The 21,644-nt window shown below is 45.7% G+C and carries 20 protein-coding genes, 2 tRNA genes, 1 rRNA gene and 1 riboswitch; of the genes, 18 read left to right on the forward strand and 5 right to left on the reverse strand.

The annotated features are described in order from the left end of the window. Positions 1-14: 14 nt before the first annotated feature. From rrf to thiH, 11 genes are all read left to right on the forward strand, one after another. Positions 15-131 (forward strand): 5S ribosomal RNA (gene rrf, locus ELS82_RS12275). 31 nt (positions 132-162) lie between these two features. Next, a tRNA-Asp gene (locus tag ELS82_RS12280) sits at positions 163-239 on the forward strand. Between the two features lie 63 nt (positions 240-302). Next, positions 303-379, forward strand: a tRNA-Trp gene (locus tag ELS82_RS12285). 408 nt (positions 380-787) lie between these two features. Next, the gene (locus tag ELS82_RS12290; RefSeq protein WP_134835728.1) at positions 788-2,170 is read left to right on the forward strand and encodes a multicopper oxidase family protein; all 1,383 of its coding nucleotides are present in this window, start codon (positions 788-790) and stop codon (positions 2,168-2,170) included. Positions 2,171-2,283: 113 nt separating this feature from the next. Next, a complete protein-coding gene (crcB, locus tag ELS82_RS12295; RefSeq protein ID WP_134835800.1) occupies positions 2,284-2,667 on the forward strand; it encodes a fluoride efflux transporter CrcB in 384 nt (127 codons plus the stop codon). Between the two features lie 69 nt (positions 2,668-2,736). Further along, positions 2,737-2,835, forward strand: a riboswitch (TPP riboswitch). Positions 2,836-2,998: 163 nt separating this feature from the next. Further along, positions 2,999-4,939: a phosphomethylpyrimidine synthase ThiC gene (gene thiC, locus ELS82_RS12300; protein ID WP_134835729.1), complete on the forward strand. Its 1,941-nt coding sequence runs from the start codon at positions 2,999-3,001 to the stop codon at positions 4,937-4,939. Further along, the gene (locus ELS82_RS12305; RefSeq protein WP_134835730.1) at positions 4,939-6,354 is read left to right on the forward strand and encodes a thiamine phosphate synthase; all 1,416 of its coding nucleotides are present in this window, start codon (positions 4,939-4,941) and stop codon (positions 6,352-6,354) included. Before thiC ends, ELS82_RS12305 begins: the two co-directional genes overlap by 1 nt. Beyond that, complete coding sequence (locus ELS82_RS12310) at positions 6,341-7,096, forward strand: HesA/MoeB/ThiF family protein (RefSeq protein ID WP_134835731.1); 756 nt, start codon at positions 6,341-6,343, stop codon at positions 7,094-7,096. Before ELS82_RS12305 ends, ELS82_RS12310 begins: the two co-directional genes overlap by 14 nt. Positions 7,097-7,150: 54 nt before the next feature. Next, positions 7,151-7,408 (forward strand): sulfur carrier protein ThiS, encoded by a 258-nt coding sequence (gene thiS, locus ELS82_RS12315; RefSeq protein ID WP_134835732.1) that lies wholly within the window; start codon positions 7,151-7,153, stop codon positions 7,406-7,408. Positions 7,409-7,413: 5 nt separating this feature from the next. Beyond that, a complete protein-coding gene (locus ELS82_RS12320; protein ID WP_134835801.1) occupies positions 7,414-8,181 on the forward strand; it encodes a thiazole synthase in 768 nt (255 codons plus the stop codon). An 11-nt stretch (positions 8,182-8,192) separates the two neighbouring features. Beyond that, entirely contained in the window at positions 8,193-9,305 is a 1,113-nt protein-coding gene (gene thiH / locus ELS82_RS12325; protein ID WP_134835733.1) for a 2-iminoacetate synthase ThiH, read from the forward strand. 124 nt (positions 9,306-9,429) lie between these two features. Here the strand turns inward: thiH and ELS82_RS12330 are convergent, their stop codons facing one another. Both ELS82_RS12330 and ELS82_RS12335 read right to left on the reverse strand, forming a co-directional pair. Beyond that, a complete protein-coding gene (locus tag ELS82_RS12330; RefSeq protein ID WP_134835734.1) occupies positions 9,430-11,220 on the reverse strand; it encodes an aminopeptidase P family protein in 1,791 nt (596 codons plus the stop codon). Positions 11,221-11,316: 96 nt separating this feature from the next. Then, positions 11,317-12,258 carry a LysR substrate-binding domain-containing protein gene (locus ELS82_RS12335; protein ID WP_134835735.1) on the reverse strand — a complete coding sequence of 314 codons (942 nt, stop codon included), beginning with the start codon at positions 12,256-12,258 and terminating at the stop codon, positions 11,317-11,319. 105 nt (positions 12,259-12,363) lie between these two features. Here ELS82_RS12335 and ELS82_RS12340 point away from each other — a divergent pair, with 105 nt between their 5' ends. Next, positions 12,364-13,557, forward strand: a complete 1,194-nt coding sequence (locus tag ELS82_RS12340; RefSeq protein ID WP_134835736.1) for a multidrug effflux MFS transporter — start codon at positions 12,364-12,366, stop codon at positions 13,555-13,557. A gap of 84 nt (positions 13,558-13,641) precedes the next feature. Further along, positions 13,642-13,926 carry an H-NS-like global regulator TsrA gene (gene tsrA / locus ELS82_RS12345; RefSeq protein WP_134835737.1) on the forward strand — a complete coding sequence of 95 codons (285 nt, stop codon included), beginning with the start codon at positions 13,642-13,644 and terminating at the stop codon, positions 13,924-13,926. 39 nt (positions 13,927-13,965) lie between these two features. On the opposite strand, the gene asnC is transcribed toward tsrA, so the two are convergent. Beyond that, a complete protein-coding gene (asnC, locus tag ELS82_RS12350; protein WP_053440711.1) occupies positions 13,966-14,430 on the reverse strand; it encodes a transcriptional regulator AsnC in 465 nt (154 codons plus the stop codon). 103 nt (positions 14,431-14,533) lie between these two features. Between asnC and ELS82_RS12355 the strand changes: the two genes are divergently transcribed. The 3 genes from ELS82_RS12355 to ELS82_RS12365 all read left to right on the forward strand — a co-directional run bounded on the left by ELS82_RS12355 (position 14,534) and on the right by ELS82_RS12365 (position 19,161). Further along, entirely contained in the window at positions 14,534-17,662 is a 3,129-nt protein-coding gene (locus ELS82_RS12355) for an EAL domain-containing protein (RefSeq protein ID WP_134835738.1), read from the forward strand. A 72-nt stretch (positions 17,663-17,734) separates the two neighbouring features. Continuing rightward, the gene (locus tag ELS82_RS12360) at positions 17,735-18,514 is read left to right on the forward strand and encodes a class I SAM-dependent methyltransferase (protein ID WP_134835739.1); all 780 of its coding nucleotides are present in this window, start codon (positions 17,735-17,737) and stop codon (positions 18,512-18,514) included. A 92-nt stretch (positions 18,515-18,606) separates the two neighbouring features. Beyond that, positions 18,607-19,161: a hypothetical protein gene (locus tag ELS82_RS12365; RefSeq protein ID WP_208733161.1), complete on the forward strand. Its 555-nt coding sequence runs from the start codon at positions 18,607-18,609 to the stop codon at positions 19,159-19,161. 36 nt (positions 19,162-19,197) lie between these two features. On the opposite strand, the gene ELS82_RS12370 is transcribed toward ELS82_RS12365, so the two are convergent. Both ELS82_RS12370 and uspA read right to left on the reverse strand, forming a co-directional pair. Continuing rightward, a complete protein-coding gene (locus ELS82_RS12370) occupies positions 19,198-20,076 on the reverse strand; it encodes a carboxylate/amino acid/amine transporter (protein ID WP_134835741.1) in 879 nt (292 codons plus the stop codon). A gap of 57 nt (positions 20,077-20,133) precedes the next feature. Next, positions 20,134-20,559 (reverse strand): universal stress protein UspA, encoded by a 426-nt coding sequence (gene uspA / locus ELS82_RS12375; protein WP_134835742.1) that lies wholly within the window; start codon positions 20,557-20,559, stop codon positions 20,134-20,136. A gap of 155 nt (positions 20,560-20,714) precedes the next feature. Here uspA and ftnA point away from each other — a divergent pair, with 155 nt between their 5' ends. Continuing rightward, the gene (gene ftnA, locus ELS82_RS12380; RefSeq protein WP_004409725.1) at positions 20,715-21,242 is read left to right on the forward strand and encodes a non-heme ferritin; all 528 of its coding nucleotides are present in this window, start codon (positions 20,715-20,717) and stop codon (positions 21,240-21,242) included. Positions 21,243-21,313: 71 nt separating this feature from the next. Beyond that, positions 21,314-21,637, forward strand: coding sequence for a universal stress protein UspB (gene uspB / locus ELS82_RS12385; protein WP_004409720.1), 324 nt, complete (start codon positions 21,314-21,316; stop codon positions 21,635-21,637). The last annotated feature ends 7 nt before the right edge of the window (positions 21,638-21,644 follow it).

Here is a 21,644-nt window from a genome sequence, read left to right on the forward strand (position 1 = left end):
AATTAAAGAATTTGCTTGGCGACCATAGCGATTTGGACCCACCTGATTTCCATGCCGAACTCAGAAGTGAAACGAATTAGCGCCGATGGTAGTGTGGGGTTTCCCCATGTGAGAGTAGGACATCGCCAGGCTTTAAATTTAGACTTAGTGTCTAACCAGTGCGGAGCGGTAGTTCAGTTGGTTAGAATACCGGCCTGTCACGCCGGGGGTCGCGGGTTCGAGTCCCGTCCGCTCCGCCACTTATTTAGAAGGCCTCGCTTATAGCGAGGTTTTTTCGAATCTACAATTTGAAAAGATTCTACAGGGGTGTAGCTCCAATTGGCAGAGCAGCGGATTCCAAATCCGCGTGTTGGGAGTTCGAATCTCTCCACCCCTGCCATATTTAAGGCTCTAGTCGAAGGACTGGAGCCTTTTTGCTTTTTGATGTTGAAGTATTCAATTAGCAGAGCAGCGGATTCCCCGACTTACCAAAAAACAGCGCGTGTTGGGAGTTCGAATCTCTCCACCCCTGCCATATTTAAGGCTCTAGTCGAARGACTGGAGCCTTTTTGCTTTTTGATGTTGAAGYATTCWATTRGCAGAGCAGCGGATTCCCCAATTTACCAAAAACAGCGCGTGTTGGGAGTTCGAATCTCTCCACTCCTGCCATATTAAAAGCCTTAGTCTTTCGACTAAGGCTTTTTACGTTTAAGGAGCTTACACTCCTCAAACCTTCAATCTTATTGAGAATTATTCTTACCAAGATGTTACTGTTACTCGTCTAACCTACTCAGTAACGTCTTAGTTTATGAATATTTCGCGTCGTCATTTCATTAAATCTAGCTTGGCTATTTCAGCTATTAGTCTATTGCCAGCGTGTTCGATAACTCGAGCTAAAGATAGTAATGGCTCCCTTGTATATGATCTTACCGCTCAGCCTGCAACTGCAGAGCTTGTACCTGGCTTTCAAACCAATGTCTTAGGCTTTAATGGTCAAATACCCGCTCCAACTATACGTTGTCGTCAGGGGGAAGAGGTCACGATTAGGTTTACCAATAAGCTTTCAGAGCCTACGACGATTCATTGGCATGGACTAAGAATTCCAATAGAAATGGATGGAGTGCCATTTCTAAGTCAGCCACCGATAATGCCAGGTGAAACCTTTGTCTATCGTTTTACGCCTCCTGATGCTGGCACATTTTGGTATCACCCCCATATGAATAGCGTAAAACAGCTCGGTATGGGATTAGTTGGTTTAATCATTGTTGAAGAAGCAGTGTCAGTTGAGTTTGATGAGGAGCATGTATTGATGCTCAAACACTGGCACCTCGATACGCAAGGTCAGTGGAAAGACTTAATGATCCCACGTCTTAGTGCCCGTATGGGAACGCCGGGTGAGTGGAGTAGCGTCAATGGAGTCCATGAACCAACTTATACTCTTAAGGCCAACGCCACGACACGGATTCGAATAGCTAATGTCGATAATACAATCACTTATCCGATTGCTATCGAAGGTGTTGATGCTTGGGTGGTAGCAATTGACGGAAACCCTATTAGGACGCCCTATAAGCTTACACAGCACAAGATAGGGCCAGGGATGAGGGTTGATGTTGCTTTTACTGCTCCCAAAGCAGGAGAGCGTGTATACGTGCGTCAAATGAAAGGGCGTTTCCCATTTGCTCTGTGCGATTTTAAAGTGATCGCCTCGGATCTTCCAGATCAGCAACCGATCCCTACATTGCCTCTTAACCCAGTTCCTCAGTTAGCTCTCGATAGTGCTGAAGAAATAGATTTTATTTTTGAATGGGAAGGTGCAGTAAGCCCGGTAGGCAAAGATGGTAAAGTGATGCCTAAATTTTGGTTGACCAATAAGCGCGCTTGGGAGGGGATGAGTAAAGATAATATTCCTGCACCGCTAACGACGCTTGATCTCGGTAAGACTTATATATTTAATCTCAAGAACGTCACTCAATACCATCATCCCATTCATCTTCATGGTCATACGTTCACTGTACTTGAGCTCGATGGAAGAAAAGTAGCAGAGCCGTTTCACACCGACACAGTACTACTTGGTAAGAATGGCAGCGCGAAAGCCGCATTTGTTGCTGATAACCCCGGGCGCTGGATGTATCATTGTCATGTTATTGAGCATATGAAAACCGGGCTTATGGGATACATCGAAGTAAAGTGACTCCTGTAACTTTTGAATTTTTCACTAGTTTATTGGGCTATTTGTTGATTTAAACTTGTAAAAATAGGTTAGTTAGCGACTACTATGTACAAAAATATTAACTGGAGGAAATGATGGGACAGCTTTCTATATTGGGCTTCATCGCGATTGGTGGGGCATTTGGAGCGTGTTCACGATATTTGGTTGCTGAACTATGCGCATTACTACTAGGGCGCGGATTCCCATACGGAACTCTAACGGTTAATGTCGTGGGCTCATTTATGATGGGTCTTTTGATTGCCGCTTTTGAAAATGAAATGCTGGCGACTGAACCTTGGCGTCAAATTATCGGCCTCGGCTTTCTCGGTGCTTTAACGACTTTCTCGACCTTCTCAATGGATAACGTGCTTCTTATGCAGCAAGGTGCATTTTTTAAGATGGGGCTTAACGTTCTGCTCAATGTTGTACTGAGTATTTCCGCTGCTTGGATTGGTTTTCAATTGCTGATCAAAAGCTAGCACTGTTCAAAAAGTGACACATTTTTAGTCAGGTCGGCTTGGTTTACCCAAGCCGATTTTATATACTCGTTCTACTTGTCGGAGTGCCATAAGGCTGAGACCGTTAATTCGGGATCCGTTGAACCTGATCAGACTAATATCTGCGAAGGGAACAAGAGAAGATATCTACACCAGAGTTCTATCTGGTTTACCTATCAAATAATCGAATGCCGTTGTAGGTCATTAGGTCACGCGCCTAGGCCATAATTCGATTCCTCTTGTCGCATCTTTCCGCCAAGCATTTTTATCCCGTTACTTTTTATCTAAGAATAACAAAGCAAGGAAAAATGCTATGTCGAGTCGCAAACAAGCGAGACTGGAAGCAAAACAGTTTATAGATACACTCTCGGTACAACCGTACCCAAACTCAAGCAAAGTCTATGTTGAGGGATCACGCCCCGATATTCGCGTTCCTATGCGCGAAATTTCTTTAGCCGATAGCCTTATTGGAGGCACAAAAGAAGCGCCTATTTTCGAGCCTAACGAGCCAGTACGCGTTTATGACACCTCTGGCGTATACACAGACCCAGAGCACACCATTGACCTCTACAGCGGCTTACCAAAGCTAAGAGAAGGGTGGATTGAAGAGCGTGCTGATACGGAATTACTCAACGAAGTGAGCTCTGTATACACCAAAGAACGTTTAGAAGACGAGACGCTAGACGATCTTCGTTACGGCAATCTACCACGAATTCGACGTGCTAAAGGTGACCAGTGCGTAACCCAATTGCACTATGCTCGCAAAGGTATTATTACCCCAGAAATGGAATACATCGCTCTGCGTGAAAATATGGGACGTGCTCAATACCGTGATGAAGTGCTAACTCAACAGCATCCTGGTCAAAGCTTCGGAGCAAACCTGCCAAAGGACATTACCGCGGAGTTTGTGCGCAAAGAGGTGGCCGAAGGTCGCGCGATAATCCCTTCTAATATCAATCACCCTGAATCTGAGCCAATGATTATTGGTCGTAACTTTCTGGTTAAAGTGAATGCCAATATCGGTAATTCATCGGTGACTTCCTCGATCGAAGAAGAAGTAGAGAAACTTGTATGGGCAACTCGCTGGGGTGGAGATACCGTTATGGATCTCTCAACTGGACGTAATATCCACGAAACTCGCGAGTGGATTCTACGTAACAGTCCGGTTCCGATCGGTACCGTACCTATGTACCAAGCGCTTGAGAAAGTGAATGGTGTTGCGGAAAACCTTAACTGGGAAGTGATGCGCGATACTCTAATTGAGCAAGCAGAGCAGGGCGTTGATTATTTCACTATCCATGCAGGTTTGTTACTCCGTTATGTGCCCATGACAGCTAAGCGCGTTACCGGCATTGTTTCTCGTGGTGGTTCTATCATCGCGAAATGGTGTTTAGCGCATCACCAAGAAAGCTTCTTATACACCCACTTCCGAGAGATCTGTGAAATCTGTGCCAAGTATGATGTAGCACTTTCTTTGGGCGATGGACTTCGCCCGGGCTCGATCGCTGATGCTAATGATGAGGCTCAATTTGCCGAGTTACGTACCCTAGGTGAACTGACCAAAATCGCTTGGGAATATGACGTACAGGTCATCATTGAAGGACCAGGGCATGTACCTATGCACATGATTAAAGAGAACATGGAAGAGCAGTTAGAGCACTGCCATGAAGCGCCGTTCTACACGCTTGGTCCACTGACTACAGACGTCGCACCGGGTTACGATCATATTACCTCTGGTATTGGCGCTGCCATGATTGGTTGGTATGGCTGTGCGATGCTTTGCTACGTAACACCGAAAGAGCACCTTGGTTTACCAAACAAAGAAGACGTTAAGGTGGGCATGATCACCTATAAACTTGCTGCACATGCTGCAGACTTGGCGAAGGGACATCCTGGAGCACAGGTTCGTGACAATGCACTGTCCAAGGCTCGTTTTGAATTCCGTTGGGAAGACCAATTCAATTTGTCACTCGACCCTGAAACTGCGCGCGCTTTCCATGACGAAACCCTACCTCAAGAGTCTGGTAAGGTTGCTCACTTTTGTTCGATGTGTGGTCCTAAGTTCTGCTCAATGAAGATCTCTCAAGAAGTTCGAGAGTATGCAAAAGATACTGAGCAAGTTGCTGCTGACCAAGCTATCTCGATCAAAATGCTTGATGACCCACTTGAAGGGATGCGCCAAAAATCACAGGAATTTAGAGAAACAGGCTCCGAGCTGTACCACCCAGCTGCGCATGCAGAGGTGAGCGACTAATGAGAAAAATCCTTATTCCGTCATCATTGATTGAACTGACTGGTTTAGTTCAGCAATACTTGTTGTTGGCGAAAGAGCAGGGCTTTTCCATCGAAGATATTGAGCTGGGTGTGAGCCCAACTCAATCTATTCAGCTTGTTCGCGACCAACAAATTACACACGTAACTACCGATCTCATTGATGGATATTCCCCTGAGTCTGACTGCTCATTCGTGTTTTATTACCGCTCAGACTTATCGGTAGATATATGTGCAAAGCAACCATCGACATCCGTTTTTGTTGCTATTTCTGATAGCCAAGTAGCCGATAAAAATGGAAAGGTGTCTCAGCTTGATATTTGGCGTCATCCAATTAACGATGAAGTGAGAGCGCTTTCCGTTAAATCTAAAGCCAGCACTATATTCGCACCTGAACATCATCTTGGCTGGGTTGTTACGCTGACAGTACTCGATTTTCCTATCGAGGATGCGTTGACACTCGCGAGAGCAATGATTACTCAACAAGGCAATGTTTCACGTGAAACACTGTTGAGTGACACCTTTGATCAGGGACGACCTACTCAGTGGGCTTGCCAATTTGATGATTTCCCAACACCAGTTCTTGAAGATAGTCGATTAGGTATACAAGTAGGTTGGTCAGCGCAAGGCGAGAGCATCAGCTTTCCAAGCCTAACTAAGCAGAGTTTAGGGCTGTACCCTGTTGTTGATGATGTTGCATGGATCGAGCGCTTACTACCGCTTGGAATCTCCACCATTCAATTGCGTATTAAGAACCCAGAGCAAAAGGACTTAGAGCAGCAAATTGTCCGAGCGATAGAGCTTGGCCGTCAGTATAAGGCTCAAGTGTTTATCAATGATTACTGGCAACTGGCAATAAAACATGATGCTTACGGTGTTCATCTTGGGCAGGAAGATATAGAAGAGTCGAATTTGGCTCAGCTAACCCAAGCTGGCATTCGTCTTGGTCTTTCAACCCACGGCTATTACGAATTGCTGCGTATCGTACAAATTCATCCTAGCTACATTGCATTAGGGCATATCTTTCCAACCACGACAAAACAGATGCCATCGAAACCACAGGGTTTAGTGCGTTTGGCGCTGTATCAAAAACTGATTGATAGCATTCCTTATCGAGCCATTGATGCTGGTTTCCACCTGAAGAAGGATAAGTCAGAAAGTAGCGACATGCTCGGTTTTCCAACGGTTGCGATCGGAGGCATTGACCAATCTAATGCTGACCAAGTTTGGCAAACAGGTATCTCTAGTCTGGCGGTAGTTCGTGCAATTACGCTGGCAGAATCACCTCAGTCCGTCATAGAGTTTTTCGCACAGCTGATGAAGGAAAGACAACAGACGTTTACTGATCAGAACAACGAACTGGTAGACATCAAGAGGGATGAACATGCTCACGGATAAGCAGTTTCTTCGTTATCAACGCCAAGTAGCATTACCTGAAATTGCTGAAAGCGGGCAAGAGCGATTGAGTAAATCACATGTGCTGATCATCGGTTGTGGTGGATTAGGTAGCGCAGCGAGTTTGTACTTAGCTGCCGCCGGTGTCGGCAAACTTGTTATCGTTGATGATGATGAGGTTGATAGCAGCAACTTACAGAGACAAGTGATCTATCGCGAGCAAGATCTGCAAGTCGCGAAAACAGATGCGACAGTAAAACATCTCACTGAGCTCAATTCTATGGTTCGAGTACGTGCTATAAGTAAACGGTTGGACAAAGCTCAGCTGGATCTAGAGGTCATGCTGGCAGATGTGGTTCTCGACTGCAGTGACAATATGCAGACTAGACAGCTTATCAACCAAGTCTGCTTTGAAAGTCATACACCATTAGTCTCTGCAGCAGCTGTTGGCTGGCAAGGGCAGTTCGCCGTGTTTGACTACTTGGCGCTAGATAAGGATGAGGCCTGTTATCGCTGTCTTTATCCCTTTGATGAGCTTAAACAAGCTAATAGCTGTAGTGATAGTGGTGTTGTTGGTCCGGTGGTTGGCACTCTTGGGAATTACCAAGCACTCGCTGCTATTCAAAGACTATCGACAGGTATGTTTCACGTGAAACCATTTCAATTGCATCTATTTGATGGGCTACGAATGCAGTGGCAAACCATGAAAATACAAAAAGATAAGCAATGCCTAGTTTGCGCTTAGAGATAGGCCGCATCCATCTATACCTATTATCGAAGAATATGAGAGTCGCCAGCAATGACATCATCGTTACAACAATCAACTACACCAGAGTTTGCTGCTGAAACAGGTGTGATAACCATTACTATTAACGAGCAATCACACCAAGTTGCAACTAATTCGAATCTACAGCAAATCATCAGTCAATTTGAACTTCCTGAAATGGGCTGTGTTTTTGCAATCAACAATAATGTTGTGCCGCGCAGTGAATGGGTGAGCACAGAACTTACACAGGGAGATAGTATCTCTCTGTTTCAAGCGATCGCAGGGGGCTAATGTCGATGCTACAAATTGGAGATAAACAATTCAAATCACGACTGTTCACGGGCACTGGTAAATTTGCTAATAGTCAGTTGATGGCCAAAGCGATTCAAGTGTCGGGCTCGCAATTGGCAACCATGGCTTTGAAGCGTGTCGATGTGAACGACCAACAAGATGACATTTTGCAGCCATTAGTTGAATCCGGTGTTAACTTGCTACCCAATACATCAGGCGCAAAGAATGCCAAGGACGCGGTTTTTGCTGCCCAGCTTGCGCGAGAAGCGTTAGGCACTAACTGGCTAAAATTGGAAATTCACCCAGACCCAAAATACTTAATGCCAGATCCAATAGAGACACTCGCCGCGGCAGAGCAACTAGTACGCCAAGGATTTATAGTATTACCTTACTGTCATGCCGACCCTGTGTTGTGTAAGCGGTTAGAAGAAGTTGGCTGTGCAGCAGTAATGCCTTTGGGCGCGCCAATCGGTTCAAACAAAGGTGTAGTTTCTCACGACTTCCTAGAGATCATCATCGACCAAGCTAACGTTCCCGTGGTTGTGGATGCGGGAATAGGGGCGCCTTCACATGCAGCGCGCGCGATGGAAATGGGCGCAGATGCAGTACTGGTAAATACAGCTATTGCCGCATCGAGCGATCCGATAGCGATGGCGAAGGCATTTAAGATGGCGGTCGAATCAGGACGTATGGCCTATGAAGCCGGTCTTGCTGGTAAGGTGTCTCACGCTGTTGCATCTAGCCCACTGACTTCCTTTTTGGATGAGCTATAAGTGAGGTGTTCATGAGCTTCGTTGAACAATTTAAGCAGCTCAATTGGGATGACATTTCGATGTCGATTTACGCCAAAACCGCACAAGATGTCGAGCGCGCATTGAATAGGCCCAAGCGTGATTTAGAAGATTTCAAAGCGCTAATTTCACCAGCTGCGGAACCTTACTTGGAGCAAATGGCACAGTTGTCATATTCGGCAACTCGTAAGCGTTTTGGTAATACCATGTCGCTTTATATTCCATTGTACCTTTCTAACTTGTGCGCTAACGCTTGTACTTATTGTGGCTTTTCGATGGAGAACAGAATCAAACGCCGCACGCTTGATAAGGACGAAGTCATTGCTGAAGTTGAAGCCATTAAGCGAATGAAGTTCGATAGTGTGCTATTGGTAACAGGGGAGCATGAAACCAAAGTTGGGATGAAATATTTCCGCGAAATGGTACCGACTATCAAGCAACGGTTTAATTATCTGGCGATGGAGGTTCAGCCTCTGGATCAAGGCGATTACGCAGAACTTCGGACTCTTGGTTTGGATGCGGTGATGGTGTATCAAGAAACGTATCACCCCTATACTTATGCCGAGCACCATCTCCGTGGTAATAAGATGGATTTTGAGTACCGCTTGGATACGCCGGATCGCTTAGCAAAAGCAGGTATTGATAAGATCGGTATTGGTGCCCTGATTGGGTTAGAAGAGTGGAGAACGGACTGCTTTTACGTCGCTGCGCATTTAGATTATCTTGAACGAACCTATTGGCAAACTCGCTACTCAATTTCTTTTCCGCGTTTACGTCCTTGTGAAGGTGGCCTTCAGCCAAAGTCGGTCATGAGTGACAAACAATTGGTCCAATTGATTTGCGCCTATCGCTTGTTAAACCCTGAAGTTGAACTGTCACTATCAACTCGTGAGTCGGCAACATTTAGGGACAACGTGCTTCCTCTGGGTGTGACTAGCATGTCTGCAGCATCGAAAACTCAGCCAGGAGGCTATGCAATGGATGATGTTGAACTAGAGCAGTTTGAGATCAGTGATGAACGCAGTGCCGCTTCGGTTGAAGATATGATTCGCGCAAAAGGGTTTGACCCGGTATGGCGCGATTGGCATTCGGCATACTCTGGTTAAAAGACATTGGTCTAGAACAAATTCGATGTTTCACGTGAAACATCTGCCTGTTGCACAGTACGGTATGGCAATAAAAAGGCTCTCCATTGGAGAGCCTTTTGTGTATTGAGGTGTGATGATTCAGTTATGAATGCGCCACAGCTAGAGTCGCTTGGCGAAGCCACTCTTTCACATCACCTTCAACAAGTGGGCTGATCTCATCCCACACTTTCTGGTGGTAATCATTCAGCCAAGTAAGCTCTGGACGAGTCAGCATATCCACGTTGATGTTGCGCTTGTCGATCGGGCAGCGTGTTAGAGACTCAAATGACAGAACAGGGAAGTCACCGTTAGTCGGTGTTTCAACAACAAGCTCTAAGTTCTCGATACGAATACCAAATGCATCTGCACGGTAATATCCTGGCTCGTTGGACAGCACCATACCTTCTGTTAAAGGTACATCGATTTGCTTCTTCGAAATGCTAGCTGGACCTTCATGAACACTTAGGAAGTGACCAACACCATGACCTGTACCGTGATCATAATCGTAGCCTTCCGCCCATAAGTGCTGACGAGCAAGTGTATCGATTTGGTAACCACGTGTGCCTTTCGGGAAACGTGCACGAGCAACACCGATATGACCTTTTAGCGCGAGAGTGAATTGTTTAATCATCTCTTGTGAAGGCTGACCGATCGCGATGGTACGCGTGATGTCTGTAGTGCCATCTAGGTACTGACCGCCTGAATCCACCAGGTAAAGTGTATTGAGTTCTAGCTTACCTGGTTCCGGTTGGTTTTCATGGTTGTAGTGACACATAGCAGCGTTGCCGCCGGCAGCTGAAATCGTATCGAAGCTAAGGTCCATAAGTGTCGGGTCTTCGCTACGGAACGCTTCGAGTTTGTCAGACAGTGTCGCTTCATCATGCAGGTTACCTGCAACAACTTCTGCATCTAACCAAGATAGGAACTTACTCATCGCCACGCCATCGCGGATATGACATGCTTTCATGCCTGCGATTTCAACTGAGTTCTTCGCTGCTTTTGGCATTAGACATGGATCTGCTTTATTCACCACAGATGCGCCTGCGTCTTGAAGAACCAGCTTAAACCATGCGTTACTTGTCGCAGGGTCAACCAGTACATTCTTGCCAGTTAGAGCTTCTAGTCGTGCTTGTAGTGCTTCTGGATGATGAACGGTCACACCCACACCAACATGAGCGTCAAATTCAGCAGGTACGCGAGCTGGATCCAGGAAGTATTCCACGCTTGAATCTGAGTGCAGAATCGCATGAGAAAGCAGAACTGGTAGACGTGATACATCAAGACCACGCACGTTGAGTAACCAACAGATGGAGTCAAGCGCTGTGATTACTGCGCTGTCTGCACCAGCTTTTTTAACCAGCGCTGCGATTTCTTGGCGTTTACTGTCACTTGATTGACCAACCGCTTCTGTTGCCATTAGGCGAACATCAGAAACCACAGTAGCAGGGCGATCGTGCCAAAGCTCATCAATTGGGTTGCTGGCGAGAATCTTAAGCTCAAGCGCTCCTGCAAGTTTTGCCTGTGCCATGTCTAGCCAAGCTGAGTTGTGCATGCGAGGGTCGATCGCCACAGAAGCACCATTTGAAAGGCTGTCTTTAATCCAATCTAGCGCAGGCTCTTCAATCAGGTGGCGGTACTCGAATAGATCAGCAGGAACTTGTTTAGTGACTTGTACTGTGTAGCGGCCATCAACAAAAATTGCTGCTTTATCTTGTGTGATTACAGCCGCACCAGCAGAACCGGTAAAACCCGTTAACCAATGTAAGCGTTCATTATGCGCTGGTACGTATTCACCTAAATACTCGTCTTCATGGGGAACAAGCAGGGCATCAATATTGTTGTTTGCAAGCCATTCGCGAATCGCAGTTAGGCGCTGCTCAGTATTAGTTAGCATCTGTGTTAATCCTTCATTATGGTTATGGCGTCCATTACAACGTTATGCCACCTGGACGATGCCACTAAGCTACTCTTTTTACCGGCGGGCTGCAAACTATCTCAACGCAGTGGTTTTATCTTTAATTATCTGGCGTAACCAAGAGAGTGCCGGATCGTTTTCTCGGTCTCTATGCCAGAATAATGTGTATGCCATAGGAGGAAATTCCATTGGTAGCGGTAACACGGTTAGATCGAGCTGCTTAGAGGCCAATTTGACGAAGTGGCTAGGTGCAGTGAAGACAAAATCGGTATAAGAGCATAGACTCGCGGCGCTATTAAAATCCGGTACTGTGATGGCAATATCGCGTTCTTTGCCGTAGTCCGCGAGACGATAATCCAACAGCCAACGCTCGTTACCATCACAACGGACTTGGACATGGCGTTGAGCCAGATAGCTATCCAAATTCCAGTTTTGATTGAGTGCAGGGTGGTCTTTCCTGACTAAACACATTTGGTTATCACGGTAGATCTCTTGTTCGCAAATATCGCTGGGTGGCAGCATGGTTAACTTAGCATCGTTAATGTCGATATCTTTACCTGTGATGCCGAGATCAATTTCACCTCTTTGTATCTGTCGAAACGTCTCTTCAGACCAAGCGTGGGTAGCGATGGTTACCTGCGGCGCTCGTTTAAATATCTGCGGTAAAAAGTGCGGCAAGATTAAAGGATAGACACTTTCTACAGCGGCAATTTGGTAGCGGTAATCACTTGAGCTAGGAGAAAACTCTTCAGGTTGTGTCAGTTGCTCAAGCTGATGAATGAGTACTTCAAGCTTAGGTTTAAGAAACAGTGCTTTAGGTGTTGGTTTTAACCCGTGTGCATGACGGACGAACAGCGCATCATCAAATTGGGTTCGCAGCTTAGCGAGGTTTTTACTCACGGCTGATTGGCTTAAACAAAGGCGATGAGCAGCCCGAGTAACATTAAGCTCTTCAAGCAGAACGCGTAAACAAACCAGCAAATTGAGGTCGAGGCGTGCAAGCTTTTCAATATTCATTAGAAATTCCCATATAGAATAACTTTGATGACTATTCGTCATTGGATGGCATATCTAGTTTAGCTTACTATGTCGCCAAATTCATCTTGTGCAACGGAGTAGTAAGTGCAAACGGCAAACCAATATGTTCCAAAGAAATCGCAACTGGTGTTACTGACACTGTTGGTTTTATTCAGCCCATTAGCGATTGATATCTATCTGCCTGCTTTGCCTATGATCTCATCAACGTTTCACGTGGAACACGCGTTAGCACAAGATACGATCACATGGTTTCTATTTGCTATGGGCGTCGGCCAACTCTTTGCTGGGCCTTTAGCAGATAAACTCGGACGTCGAACTGTTGCATTGGGCGGTGTCAGCATCTATGCAGTGAGCGCTTTATTGGCGTGGAGTGCTCAAAGTATTGAATGGATGTTGGTGTCTCGACTGCTACAAGGCTTAGGTGCGTGCGCGACATCGGTAGCAGCCTTTGCAACAGTTCGCGATATCTTTGGTCCACAAAAAAGTGGCAAGATGATCAGCTACCTCAATGGGGCAATCTGTTTTATACCTGCATTAGCGCCGATTCTTGGTAGTTGGCTGACACAACAATTTGGCTGGCGTTCAAACTTCAGTTTTATGGCTGGCTTTGCGGTCGTAGTGTTGGTGTTCTTATGGGTCGGTTTGAAAGAGACTAACCCTCAATTGAGTAAAGAGCCTGTTTTCAAACTTAATCGTTACTTAGATGTAGTGAAAACGCCTTCGTTTGTATTCCATGCATCGCTCTGTATGTTGGCTATGGCGGTAATTCTTGGTTACGTGACTTCTGCGCCGGTGGTGTTGATGGAAAACTTAGGCCTTAGCATGAATGAGTTCACCTTCTGGTTTGGTATTAATGCGGCTATCAACATCGTAGCGTGTATGAGTGCGCCTAAGTTTATGGACAAGTTTGGTACCCATTGGGCACTGACTGTCGGAATTGTGACCTTAGCATTAGCGGGTATGGTTATGTTATCGCTAGCAACACAAGCGACGCCACTTGCCTTTATGCTACCAATCTTTATGTCGTCGATTGGCTTTGCATGGATTCTGGGCGCTGCAGCAGGTAAAGCGCTTGCGCCATTTGGTGATAAAGCGGGTACCGCGGCTGCGCTACTGGGACTATTTCAAATGAGCGGATCTGGATTAGTGGTTGGTACGGTTCAGCGCTTAGGTATGGAGCCACAGGTAATGATTGCAACCTTGATGCTTATTGTGACGCCAGCCCTGATGATCTTATGGTCGAAGTCAGGCAAGACATGGCATCACGCAACGGCTTAAGAAAGCGGAAATGCGCTTTGCTAATTAAATGAAACGCTGTATATTTGAGCTTCTTATATCGAAATCTGTGGATAAATCACAACGATGTCAATGACAGCATACGAGATGGCTCGTGTTATGGAGCAACTAGACGACGCTCCAGAAAAACTCATGTTTGGTAAGGTTCTTAATGAGCTAGGCAACCAAAGCGCTGAGCGTATTCAAAGCGCCGCTAAGCAAGTTCCTCTACCAGTTTTACGTGATATGGTTTATCAGTTTCAACAGGTGATAGAGTCCCGTAAAGGCGAGCAAGTTGAATCATTAGCTAAAGAGATCGCTCAACAAGGTATTTCTGTTGAGGATTTAAAGCAGTACTTGGCCTCAAAATAGATTTCAAATCTGATAAAAAACTCTCTACGGCGAGTTTTTTTATGGGTTAACGTTACGATTAATTGGGTTTTGCAATGAGATGAGTGTTTCTGTTGATTGGACTTCATCAATGGCTTGCAGCTTATCGATGAGCACGTATTGCAGTTCTTCAATCGAGCGACACATTAACTTGACGAAAATGTTATAGGCACCTGTGGTGTAATACGCTTCAACCACTTCTTCTAACGCATTCAATTTTTCGAGCGCAGAGTGGTAATCACGAGCCGCATTAAGGTTGATACCAATAAAGCAACAAACGTCATAGCCAAGCTTCTTAGTGTCGACAATGACCTCTGTGCCTTGGATGATATCAGCAGACTTCATTTTCTCGATTCGGACGTGAATCGTTGCAGGACTGACTTCGAATTGCTTGGCCATCTCGGCATACGGAGTACGAGCGTCCTCCATTAAAGTCTTAAGAATCGCCTTATCAAGATCATCGAGCTTTACGTTTTGCGCGTGCATAGAACTCCTTACTGCTCACGTTAACACTATGGAATAAGTACAAATAATCACCGTTAGTGATACAATTATACCTATACTCCTCAAATATCGAGACCTAAATTTAGTGCGCTTTTGCCTTCTTTTGCTGTCCGCTTTAACCAGCATGTTTGTTGCTGCTGATAACAGAGATGTACTGGTTGTACACTCTTACCATCAAGGTTTTTTTTGGACAGACTCCTTTCAAAAAGGTCTTGATGCGGAATTAAAAGCAACGGATATTTCCACACGTGTGCTTTACCTAGATACCAAGCGCTTGCAGAGTGATGGTTATCTACAGCAGTTGTACCATCTCTATAAAACCAAGTTTGAGCAAGAGAAGTTTCGCGCAATTGTGGTCAGTGACAACAATGCGCTAGCGCTGATGAATAAACTTTCCCCGCAGCTTGGCCAGACGCCGGTCATTTTTGGTGGCATCAATAATTACAGCCCTGAATTACACCAAGATATCACAGCAACTGGGGTGATTGAGGATATAGACCTATTTAGCAACATCTCACTGATAGAGCGCCTTCAAGGCGAAGTAGAATCGATTTATATCATCAGCGATCACTCAGTAACGGGAGAGGCGGTTCGCGGCCAGGTCACCAATTTCCTGAACAACAATCCTAAATATCGTCAGAAGATTATTTCTGTGGTCCCAGATAGCTACCCTCAATTGCTTGAACTGGTCGCAGGGCTAGATCGTAACAGCAGTGTGCTATTTTGGATTTACTACCGCGATAAGGACGGCACAGTGAGAACCGATGCCGAGCAGTGGAAACAACTCAATCAAGCAGCTAATGCACCCATCTATATGGTGCACGACCTAGGTCTGGGTTATGGCGCAGTAGGCGGGGTTATCCAAAGCGGTGTGATGAATGGCAAACAAACCGCGCGTATCTTGGTGGATGTCCTAGAAAATCCAGAACAACCATTACCGAAAATCGAAGTCGGTACACCAGAGATTAAGCTCGACTACCAAGCTGTCCTCAAGTGGGGATTAGGCATTGAAGGAGAAGCCACCTCGGTCATCTTTAATAAGCCGCTCAGCTTCTCACAGCGTTATCATAATGAGCTTAAGATTGCCGGCAGTGTGGTCACGGTGCTCTCTGTCATCATCCTAGTCTTGGTTTACTACCTCACGCGAATCAAACGCAGTGAGCAGCTCGCCAAGGAAAGTCAAACTTTAATTGAAATGGTGTTTGATCAGAGTTACCACTTTATTGGTGTTCTGGATGAGCATGGCACTGTGGTGTCGAGCAACCGTAAGTTGCAAGAGTTGCTGTATGACCAAAACTTCGCGGTTGAACGGCCAATCTGGCAGCATCACCATTGGGAAGCCGCGACGTCGCAGAAGATTAAGCAATTTTTTAGCGAAGCAACGACCGATACCAATGCGCAGTTTGAAGCAGAAATTTGGCATGCTGAGCTTGGCTCTATGGTGTTAGAGCTGTCGTTTAAACCGATTCCATCGCTCAACAGCGGCAAACAGTTCTTACTCGAAGCTCGTGATATTACCTCGCGTAAAATCACTGAAGAGAGACTGTTTCAGCGTGAGGCGAATCTAAGCCATTACTATGATCAGCAACCAATCATGATGTTGACACTTGATGACCAGAACCGAATTCAACAGGTCAATCAATTTGCTGAGCAGCTGTTGGGCTATACCTCGGACCAACTGCTGGGCCATCGCTTGAGAGAGTTCTACCTTCATGAGGATGCGATTATCCCTCGTCAGGTACTGCTGCAACCCAAGCAGGCGTTGAAAGGCGTGTGGCGCAGAGAGATCGAATATCGACATTGTGATGGTCATACTGTATGGATTCGAGAGAACATCCGCCCGCTGGTGGAAAGTGGCCACCTGCTCATCGTCGGTGAGGATGTAACAGCAACGAGACAACTGTCGGATCAACTGCAATACCAGGCTGAACATGACTTATTGACCGGCACCTACAGCCGCAACTATTTCGAAACTGAGCTGAACAAGGCGTTAGCTGAAGTTGAAAGCTATACGCGAACTCATGCGATGTTATACATCGACCTTGATCAGCTCAAAGTGCTTAATGACACCGCTGGCCATGAGGCGGGCGATGCGGCGATTCAGTTCTGTGCCAGCATGCTAGAAGAAGTGCTGCCATATAACACCATCTTAGCGCGTTTGGGTGGAGACGAATTCGCGATTCTGCTGAAAGACTGTACCGAAGTGGACGCGAAGAAGTTGGCCTCGACCATTATTAATACTCTCAGTGAGCACCCATTTATTTGGGAAGATATTCGTCTTAGCCTCAATTGCTCGATTGGTATTCGATTGATTGACCACACGGCGCTGTCACCGCAAATGGTTCATGCACAGGCTGATACCGCGTGTCACGTGGCGAAAGAAGAGGGACGTAATCGCTACAACCTGTACTGCTTGGATGATAAAGAGCTGCGCCGCCGTGAGCAGGAGATGGAAAGCGTCAACCTTGTTCATGATGCGCTAGCCAATCAACGTATTGAACTGTTCGCTCAGCAGATTTTGAGTTTGACCGATTCAGAGCCTGGAATGCATTTTGAAATCCTAATTCGAATTAAGAATGCGCAAGGTGAGTACATCTCCCCGGGGATTTTTATGCCAGCATCGGAGCGTTATAACATCGCTCATTTGCTGGATAAGCAGGTCGTCACGCAGACCTTAGATTGGCTGGCTGAAAATGGCCAAGCCCTAGAGCAGCTTAGCTTATGTTCGATTAACTTATCGGGCCACTCAATGGGTAATAAAGAGTTTATCTCGTTCTTATTAGACAAGCTTGAGAGCAGTTCAGTGCCGTGTGAGAAAATCTGCTTAGAAATCACCGAAACGGCGGCGATGAGCAATATGAATCAAGCGATAGAGTTCTTTAGCCAGCTTAAAGAGCTCGGTTGTCGTATCGCATTGGATGATTTTGGGTCGGGTCTTTCTTCGTTTGGTTACCTTAAAAAGTTACCGGTCGATATCGTAAAGATTGATGGCTTGTTCGTGCGCGATATCGATGTCAATGAAATGGACCACTTGATGGTACGTTCAATCAACGATTTAGCGCGTCAAATGGGCAAGAAAACCGTGGCAGAATTCGTTGAGAATACGCGTATTATTGAGCAACTCATGGAGCTTCAGGTCGATTACGCACAAGGTTATATCATCGGCAAACCTAAACCGCTGGCGGAGCTAGTTGAAGAGCTGATGGATAAATAGAAATTTTAGTACCGTAATCGAAAATCCAGTACACTGCGTACCCTATATCGTGACTAGGCTTTGGAGCACTCCGTGCAACTACAACTTCATTGTGAAGACTCAACCCAATTAGACCGTTTTCAACAGCTGACAGAGCGCTGGGGGTTAACCCATAGCGAAGATAGCCCGTTTGCATTGGTATTGACCGAACAGCAATTGGAGTTACGTAAGCTGGATGAGCCAAAGCTAGGTGCTATCTTTGTCGATCTTGCCAGTGGCGCTGTCGCGCATCGTCGTAAGTTTGGTGGTGGTAAAGGCCAAGCGATCGCCAAAGCGGCAGGACTAAATAAAGGCACCACACCGACAGTTCTTGATGGAACGGCTGGGCTAGGGCGTGATGCGTTTGTATTGGCTTCTTTAGGCTGTAAAGTGCAAATGGTCGAGCGACATCCAGTGGTCGCAGCTTTGTTGGATGATGGCTTAGAGCGCGCGAAACAAGATGCTGAAATTGGTCAGTGGGTCAGTGAGCGTATGTCTTTGATTCACGCATCAAGCCTCAGTGCATTGAGCGATCTTGCCAATGACGCTGACTTTGTTAAGCCTGATGTGGTCTACCTGGATCCTATGTATCCGCACCCAGAAAGCAAAAAGAAGAGCGCTTTGGTCAAAAAAGAGATGCGCGTATTTCAGTCATTAGTCGGTGCTGACTTGGATGCAGATGGGTTATTAGAGCCAGCATTAGCTCTTGCCACTAAGCGTGTTGTAGTTAAGCGCCCAGACTATGCAAATTGGTTAAATGAGCGTAAACCATCGATGGCGATAGAGACCAAAAAGAATCGATTTGATGTTTATGTCAACGCATCAATGACTTAGCGCACACCGTATCTGTTAGCCACTTTTAAAGCTTGCCTATTGGTTAATTAGCGGGTATATCTTACTAAGAACTATTCGTATTATTAGCTGGAGTGGCTAAACGACTTTGTAAGATGAATCGCAAGCAAATTGCGGAAAACTTAGGTGATATCCATCGCTTGGTTGTTGAACCTAAGTATGTCTGCCGTTCATGTGCTCGCTCATCTGCGGAAAGTGCATCACTTTGTAAGCCCGCAGCGATTCCTCCTCAGCACTGCCAAAATAAGCCACTCCAAGAGCAGCAGAGCTGTGCTTTGTTGGCGGAAGCACTTCCTTCTCGTTCAGAGGAAAAAGCTCAAGCAGTGCGCCGTGTGGTGGAAAAGGTGAAACAGAAAGCCCAACTGCAAAAAGTCATCACTACCGATAAACCTGCTGACGATATCGCGCTCAGTATGGTGGATTTAGCTGATGAGAAGGCAGTAAAGAAAGCCAACAAAGCGTTGAAGAAGCAATTTAAACAGCAAAAGAAATTGCTGAAGTTGGCTAAAAAGCAAAACAAGTTATTGAAGCGACAGAAGAAACTTGAAGCCAGTATTGAGTACTCAAAAGAGTTGGCAGCGCTAATGCCTGAGGCAAGGTCAGCGCAGAATCAATCAAGCATTCACTAGATATAAAAAAGCTCTCCAGTTGGAGAGCTTTTTTGTTTACGCCGATTGGTAACTTTGTTCGACTTTGCGTTTCACCCAAGTCTGGTTGACCCACAGAGAAAGCAAAATAATTGCCCCGCCAATTGTCAGTGGCACCAGATCGACCTCGCGGTTCCAAATGAGGATGTTAACGATAAGTCCTGCCGGGACAAGTACATTGTTCATTACCGCCAGAGCGCCCGCATTGACCATGGTTGCACCTTTGTTCCAAGCGAAGTAACCGACACCTGAAGCGATTAAACCAAGATAAATTAATACTCCCCATTGAGTGCTGGTGGTTGGCATTTTGTCTAGATTGCCCATCAGAGCGAACGCAACCGTTGCAACACACAGGGCACCTAAATAGAAGTAACCAAAGATCGAGTGCTGTGGCAGGTCGACGTCATATTGTTCCATTAGGTATTTATAGCCAACTTGTCCAATCGCGAAACAGACATTTGCTCCTTGTACCACTAAGAAACCAACAATAAAGTTCTCATTGATTTCGGCAAACTTGATCACCGCTGCACCGGCTACCGCAATCGCGGCGGTTACTAAGTACCAAGGTGAAAAACGACGTTTGAGTAAGTCATAGATCAAAGTGACATAGATAGGAGTGAAGATGGTAAAGAGTAGAACCTCAGGCACGGATAGCAGCAAGAACGACTGATAGTAGAAGCAGTACATCAAACCGAGTTGAAAACCACCTACGGTCATCAACTTCACGATAAGCCCCTTATCAACACCTTTAAACTTCAAAAATGGCAGGAACACCAAGCTCGCAAGTGCCACTCGGATAAAAACAGAAAACCAAGAGTCAACCTGACCGGCGAGGTAGACACCAATCAGGCTGAAAGAAAATGCCCACAGTAGCGTGACGGCAGATAGATAACCCATGATTAAGACTCATTATCAAAAACTATGGGCGCATTCTATATTAATACGCTTCAGGAATCAGTCTTTGAGTGGTACTACCAACATATCGACCGGAGAGCAGTTGATCAGTTGTCGAGTTGACGAGAGTAGTTTGCTCCAAAAATCCTGATGATGGCCGCAAACCACTAAGTCGATATTGAACTCTTTAATCGTGTCACACAGCTCGTTATTTAAATCACCGCTGCCGACTAAGGTATGTTTGATTGGGTAATTGGCATGTTCTGCGAGGTCTTGCAGTTGCTTCTGAGATGCCTCAATCGCTTGATGCTGGGTCTCTGCCAAGTTGATATCAATCAGTCCAGTGTAGAGCTCTGCGTAGTTCACATCGATATGGACAAACGAAATATTGGCGCCAAGAGGTTTGGCCAAGGATACCGCTTTGTTGACCAACAATTTACTGTCTTCAGAGAGGTCGATGGCAACCAAAATATGCTGATAACTCATAATGCTATCTCCTTGTAAGTATCTGTTTAAAGATTAGCACCTTGGTTGAAGAAATTTTGCAAGAGTGATCTCAGATCCACATTTGTTAGACAAAGTGTTATGGTTGCGAACATGATATAGTCAATTTAACTTCAGAGACTTAGTAGGAGTAGCAAATGCTTTCTCAAGCAATGGTTGAACAATTGAATGAGCAAATTAATCTCGAATTTTTCTCATCCAATCTATACTTACAAATGAGTGCTTGGTGTGAAGACAAGGGATTCGAAGGCGCAGCTGAATTTTTACGTGCCCACGCCGTAGAAGAAATGGAGCACATGCAGCGTTTATTCACTTACGTGAGTGAAACCGGTGCAATGCCAATTTTAGGTGCGATCGAAGCACCAAAGCACGAGTTCAATAGCCTTGGCGACGTATTTCGCGAGACATTTGAACATGAGCAAATGATTACTGAGAAAATCAATAAACTGGCTCATGTCGCGTTTACATCTCAAGACTATTCAACATTCAACTTCTTACAGTGGTACGTTGCAGAGCAGCACGAGGAAGAGAAGTTATTTAAAGGGATCTTAGATAAGCTGGATCTTGTTGGTGAAGATGGCAAAGCGCTGTTCTTTATCGATAAAGACTTAGCTGCTTTGGCAAAAGAAGGTTCATCTTCAATTATGGATGCCCCTGCTGAGTAACATTCAGCACAAGACACTCTAAGTAGATCGTCTTTTTCTCCGGGCAAACATGAAGATGTAGGGAGGAAAAGATGATCAATGCTGACACCATTCTATTTGCGCTAATGATGGTAACCGTGGTTAACATGGCTCGTTACCTGACTGCACTGCGTTCTTTAATCTATATCATGCGAGAAGCACACCCGCTGTTATATCAACAGGTGGATGGCAATGGCTTCTTTACCACCCATGGTAATGTGACCAAGCAAGTCCGCCTCTTCCACTACATTAAGAGTAAAGAGTACCACCATCACCATGATGAGGTGTTTACAGGTAAATGCGATCGGGTTCGAGAGCTGTTTATCTTATCGACCTCTTTACTGGCTGTGACGTTACTGGCGGCGATGATTCTTTAAGCAGCGA

The sequence above is a fragment of the Vibrio ouci genome (assembly GCF_004551525.1).
GTDB classification, from domain to species: Bacteria; Pseudomonadota; Gammaproteobacteria; order Enterobacterales; family Vibrionaceae; genus Vibrio; species Vibrio ouci.

Coding starts and splice junctions, on each gene's coding strand:
- ELS82_RS12320 (WP_134835801.1), top strand. CDS start 7,414: ATGCTACAAATTGGAGATAAACAATTCAAATCACGACTGTTCACGGGC.
- thiH (WP_134835733.1), top strand. CDS start 8,193: ATGAGCTTCGTTGAACAATTTAAGCAGCTCAATTGGGATGACATTTCG.
- crcB (WP_134835800.1), top strand. CDS start 2,284: ATGGGACAGCTTTCTATATTGGGCTTCATCGCGATTGGTGGGGCATTT.
- uspA (WP_134835742.1), bottom strand. CDS start 20,559: ATGAGTTATCAGCATATTTTGGTTGCCATCGACCTCTCTGAAGACAGT.
- ELS82_RS12310 (WP_134835731.1), top strand. CDS start 6,341: ATGCTCACGGATAAGCAGTTTCTTCGTTATCAACGCCAAGTAGCATTA.
- asnC (WP_053440711.1), bottom strand. CDS start 14,430: ATGCACGCGCAAAACGTAAAGCTCGATGATCTTGATAAGGCGATTCTT.
- thiC (WP_134835729.1), top strand. CDS start 2,999: ATGTCGAGTCGCAAACAAGCGAGACTGGAAGCAAAACAGTTTATAGAT.
- ftnA (WP_004409725.1), top strand. CDS start 20,715: ATGCTTTCTCAAGCAATGGTTGAACAATTGAATGAGCAAATTAATCTC.
- ELS82_RS12370 (WP_134835741.1), bottom strand. CDS start 20,076: ATGGGTTATCTATCTGCCGTCACGCTACTGTGGGCATTTTCTTTCAGC.
- ELS82_RS12335 (WP_134835735.1), bottom strand. CDS start 12,258: ATGAATATTGAAAAGCTTGCACGCCTCGACCTCAATTTGCTGGTTTGT.
- ELS82_RS12330 (WP_134835734.1), bottom strand. CDS start 11,220: ATGCTAACTAATACTGAGCAGCGCCTAACTGCGATTCGCGAATGGCTT.
- uspB (WP_004409720.1), top strand. CDS start 21,314: ATGATCAATGCTGACACCATTCTATTTGCGCTAATGATGGTAACCGTG.
- tsrA (WP_134835737.1), top strand. CDS start 13,642: ATGTCAATGACAGCATACGAGATGGCTCGTGTTATGGAGCAACTAGAC.
- ELS82_RS12305 (WP_134835730.1), top strand. CDS start 4,939: ATGAGAAAAATCCTTATTCCGTCATCATTGATTGAACTGACTGGTTTA.
- ELS82_RS12290 (WP_134835728.1), top strand. CDS start 788: ATGAATATTTCGCGTCGTCATTTCATTAAATCTAGCTTGGCTATTTCA.
- thiS (WP_134835732.1), top strand. CDS start 7,151: ATGACATCATCGTTACAACAATCAACTACACCAGAGTTTGCTGCTGAA.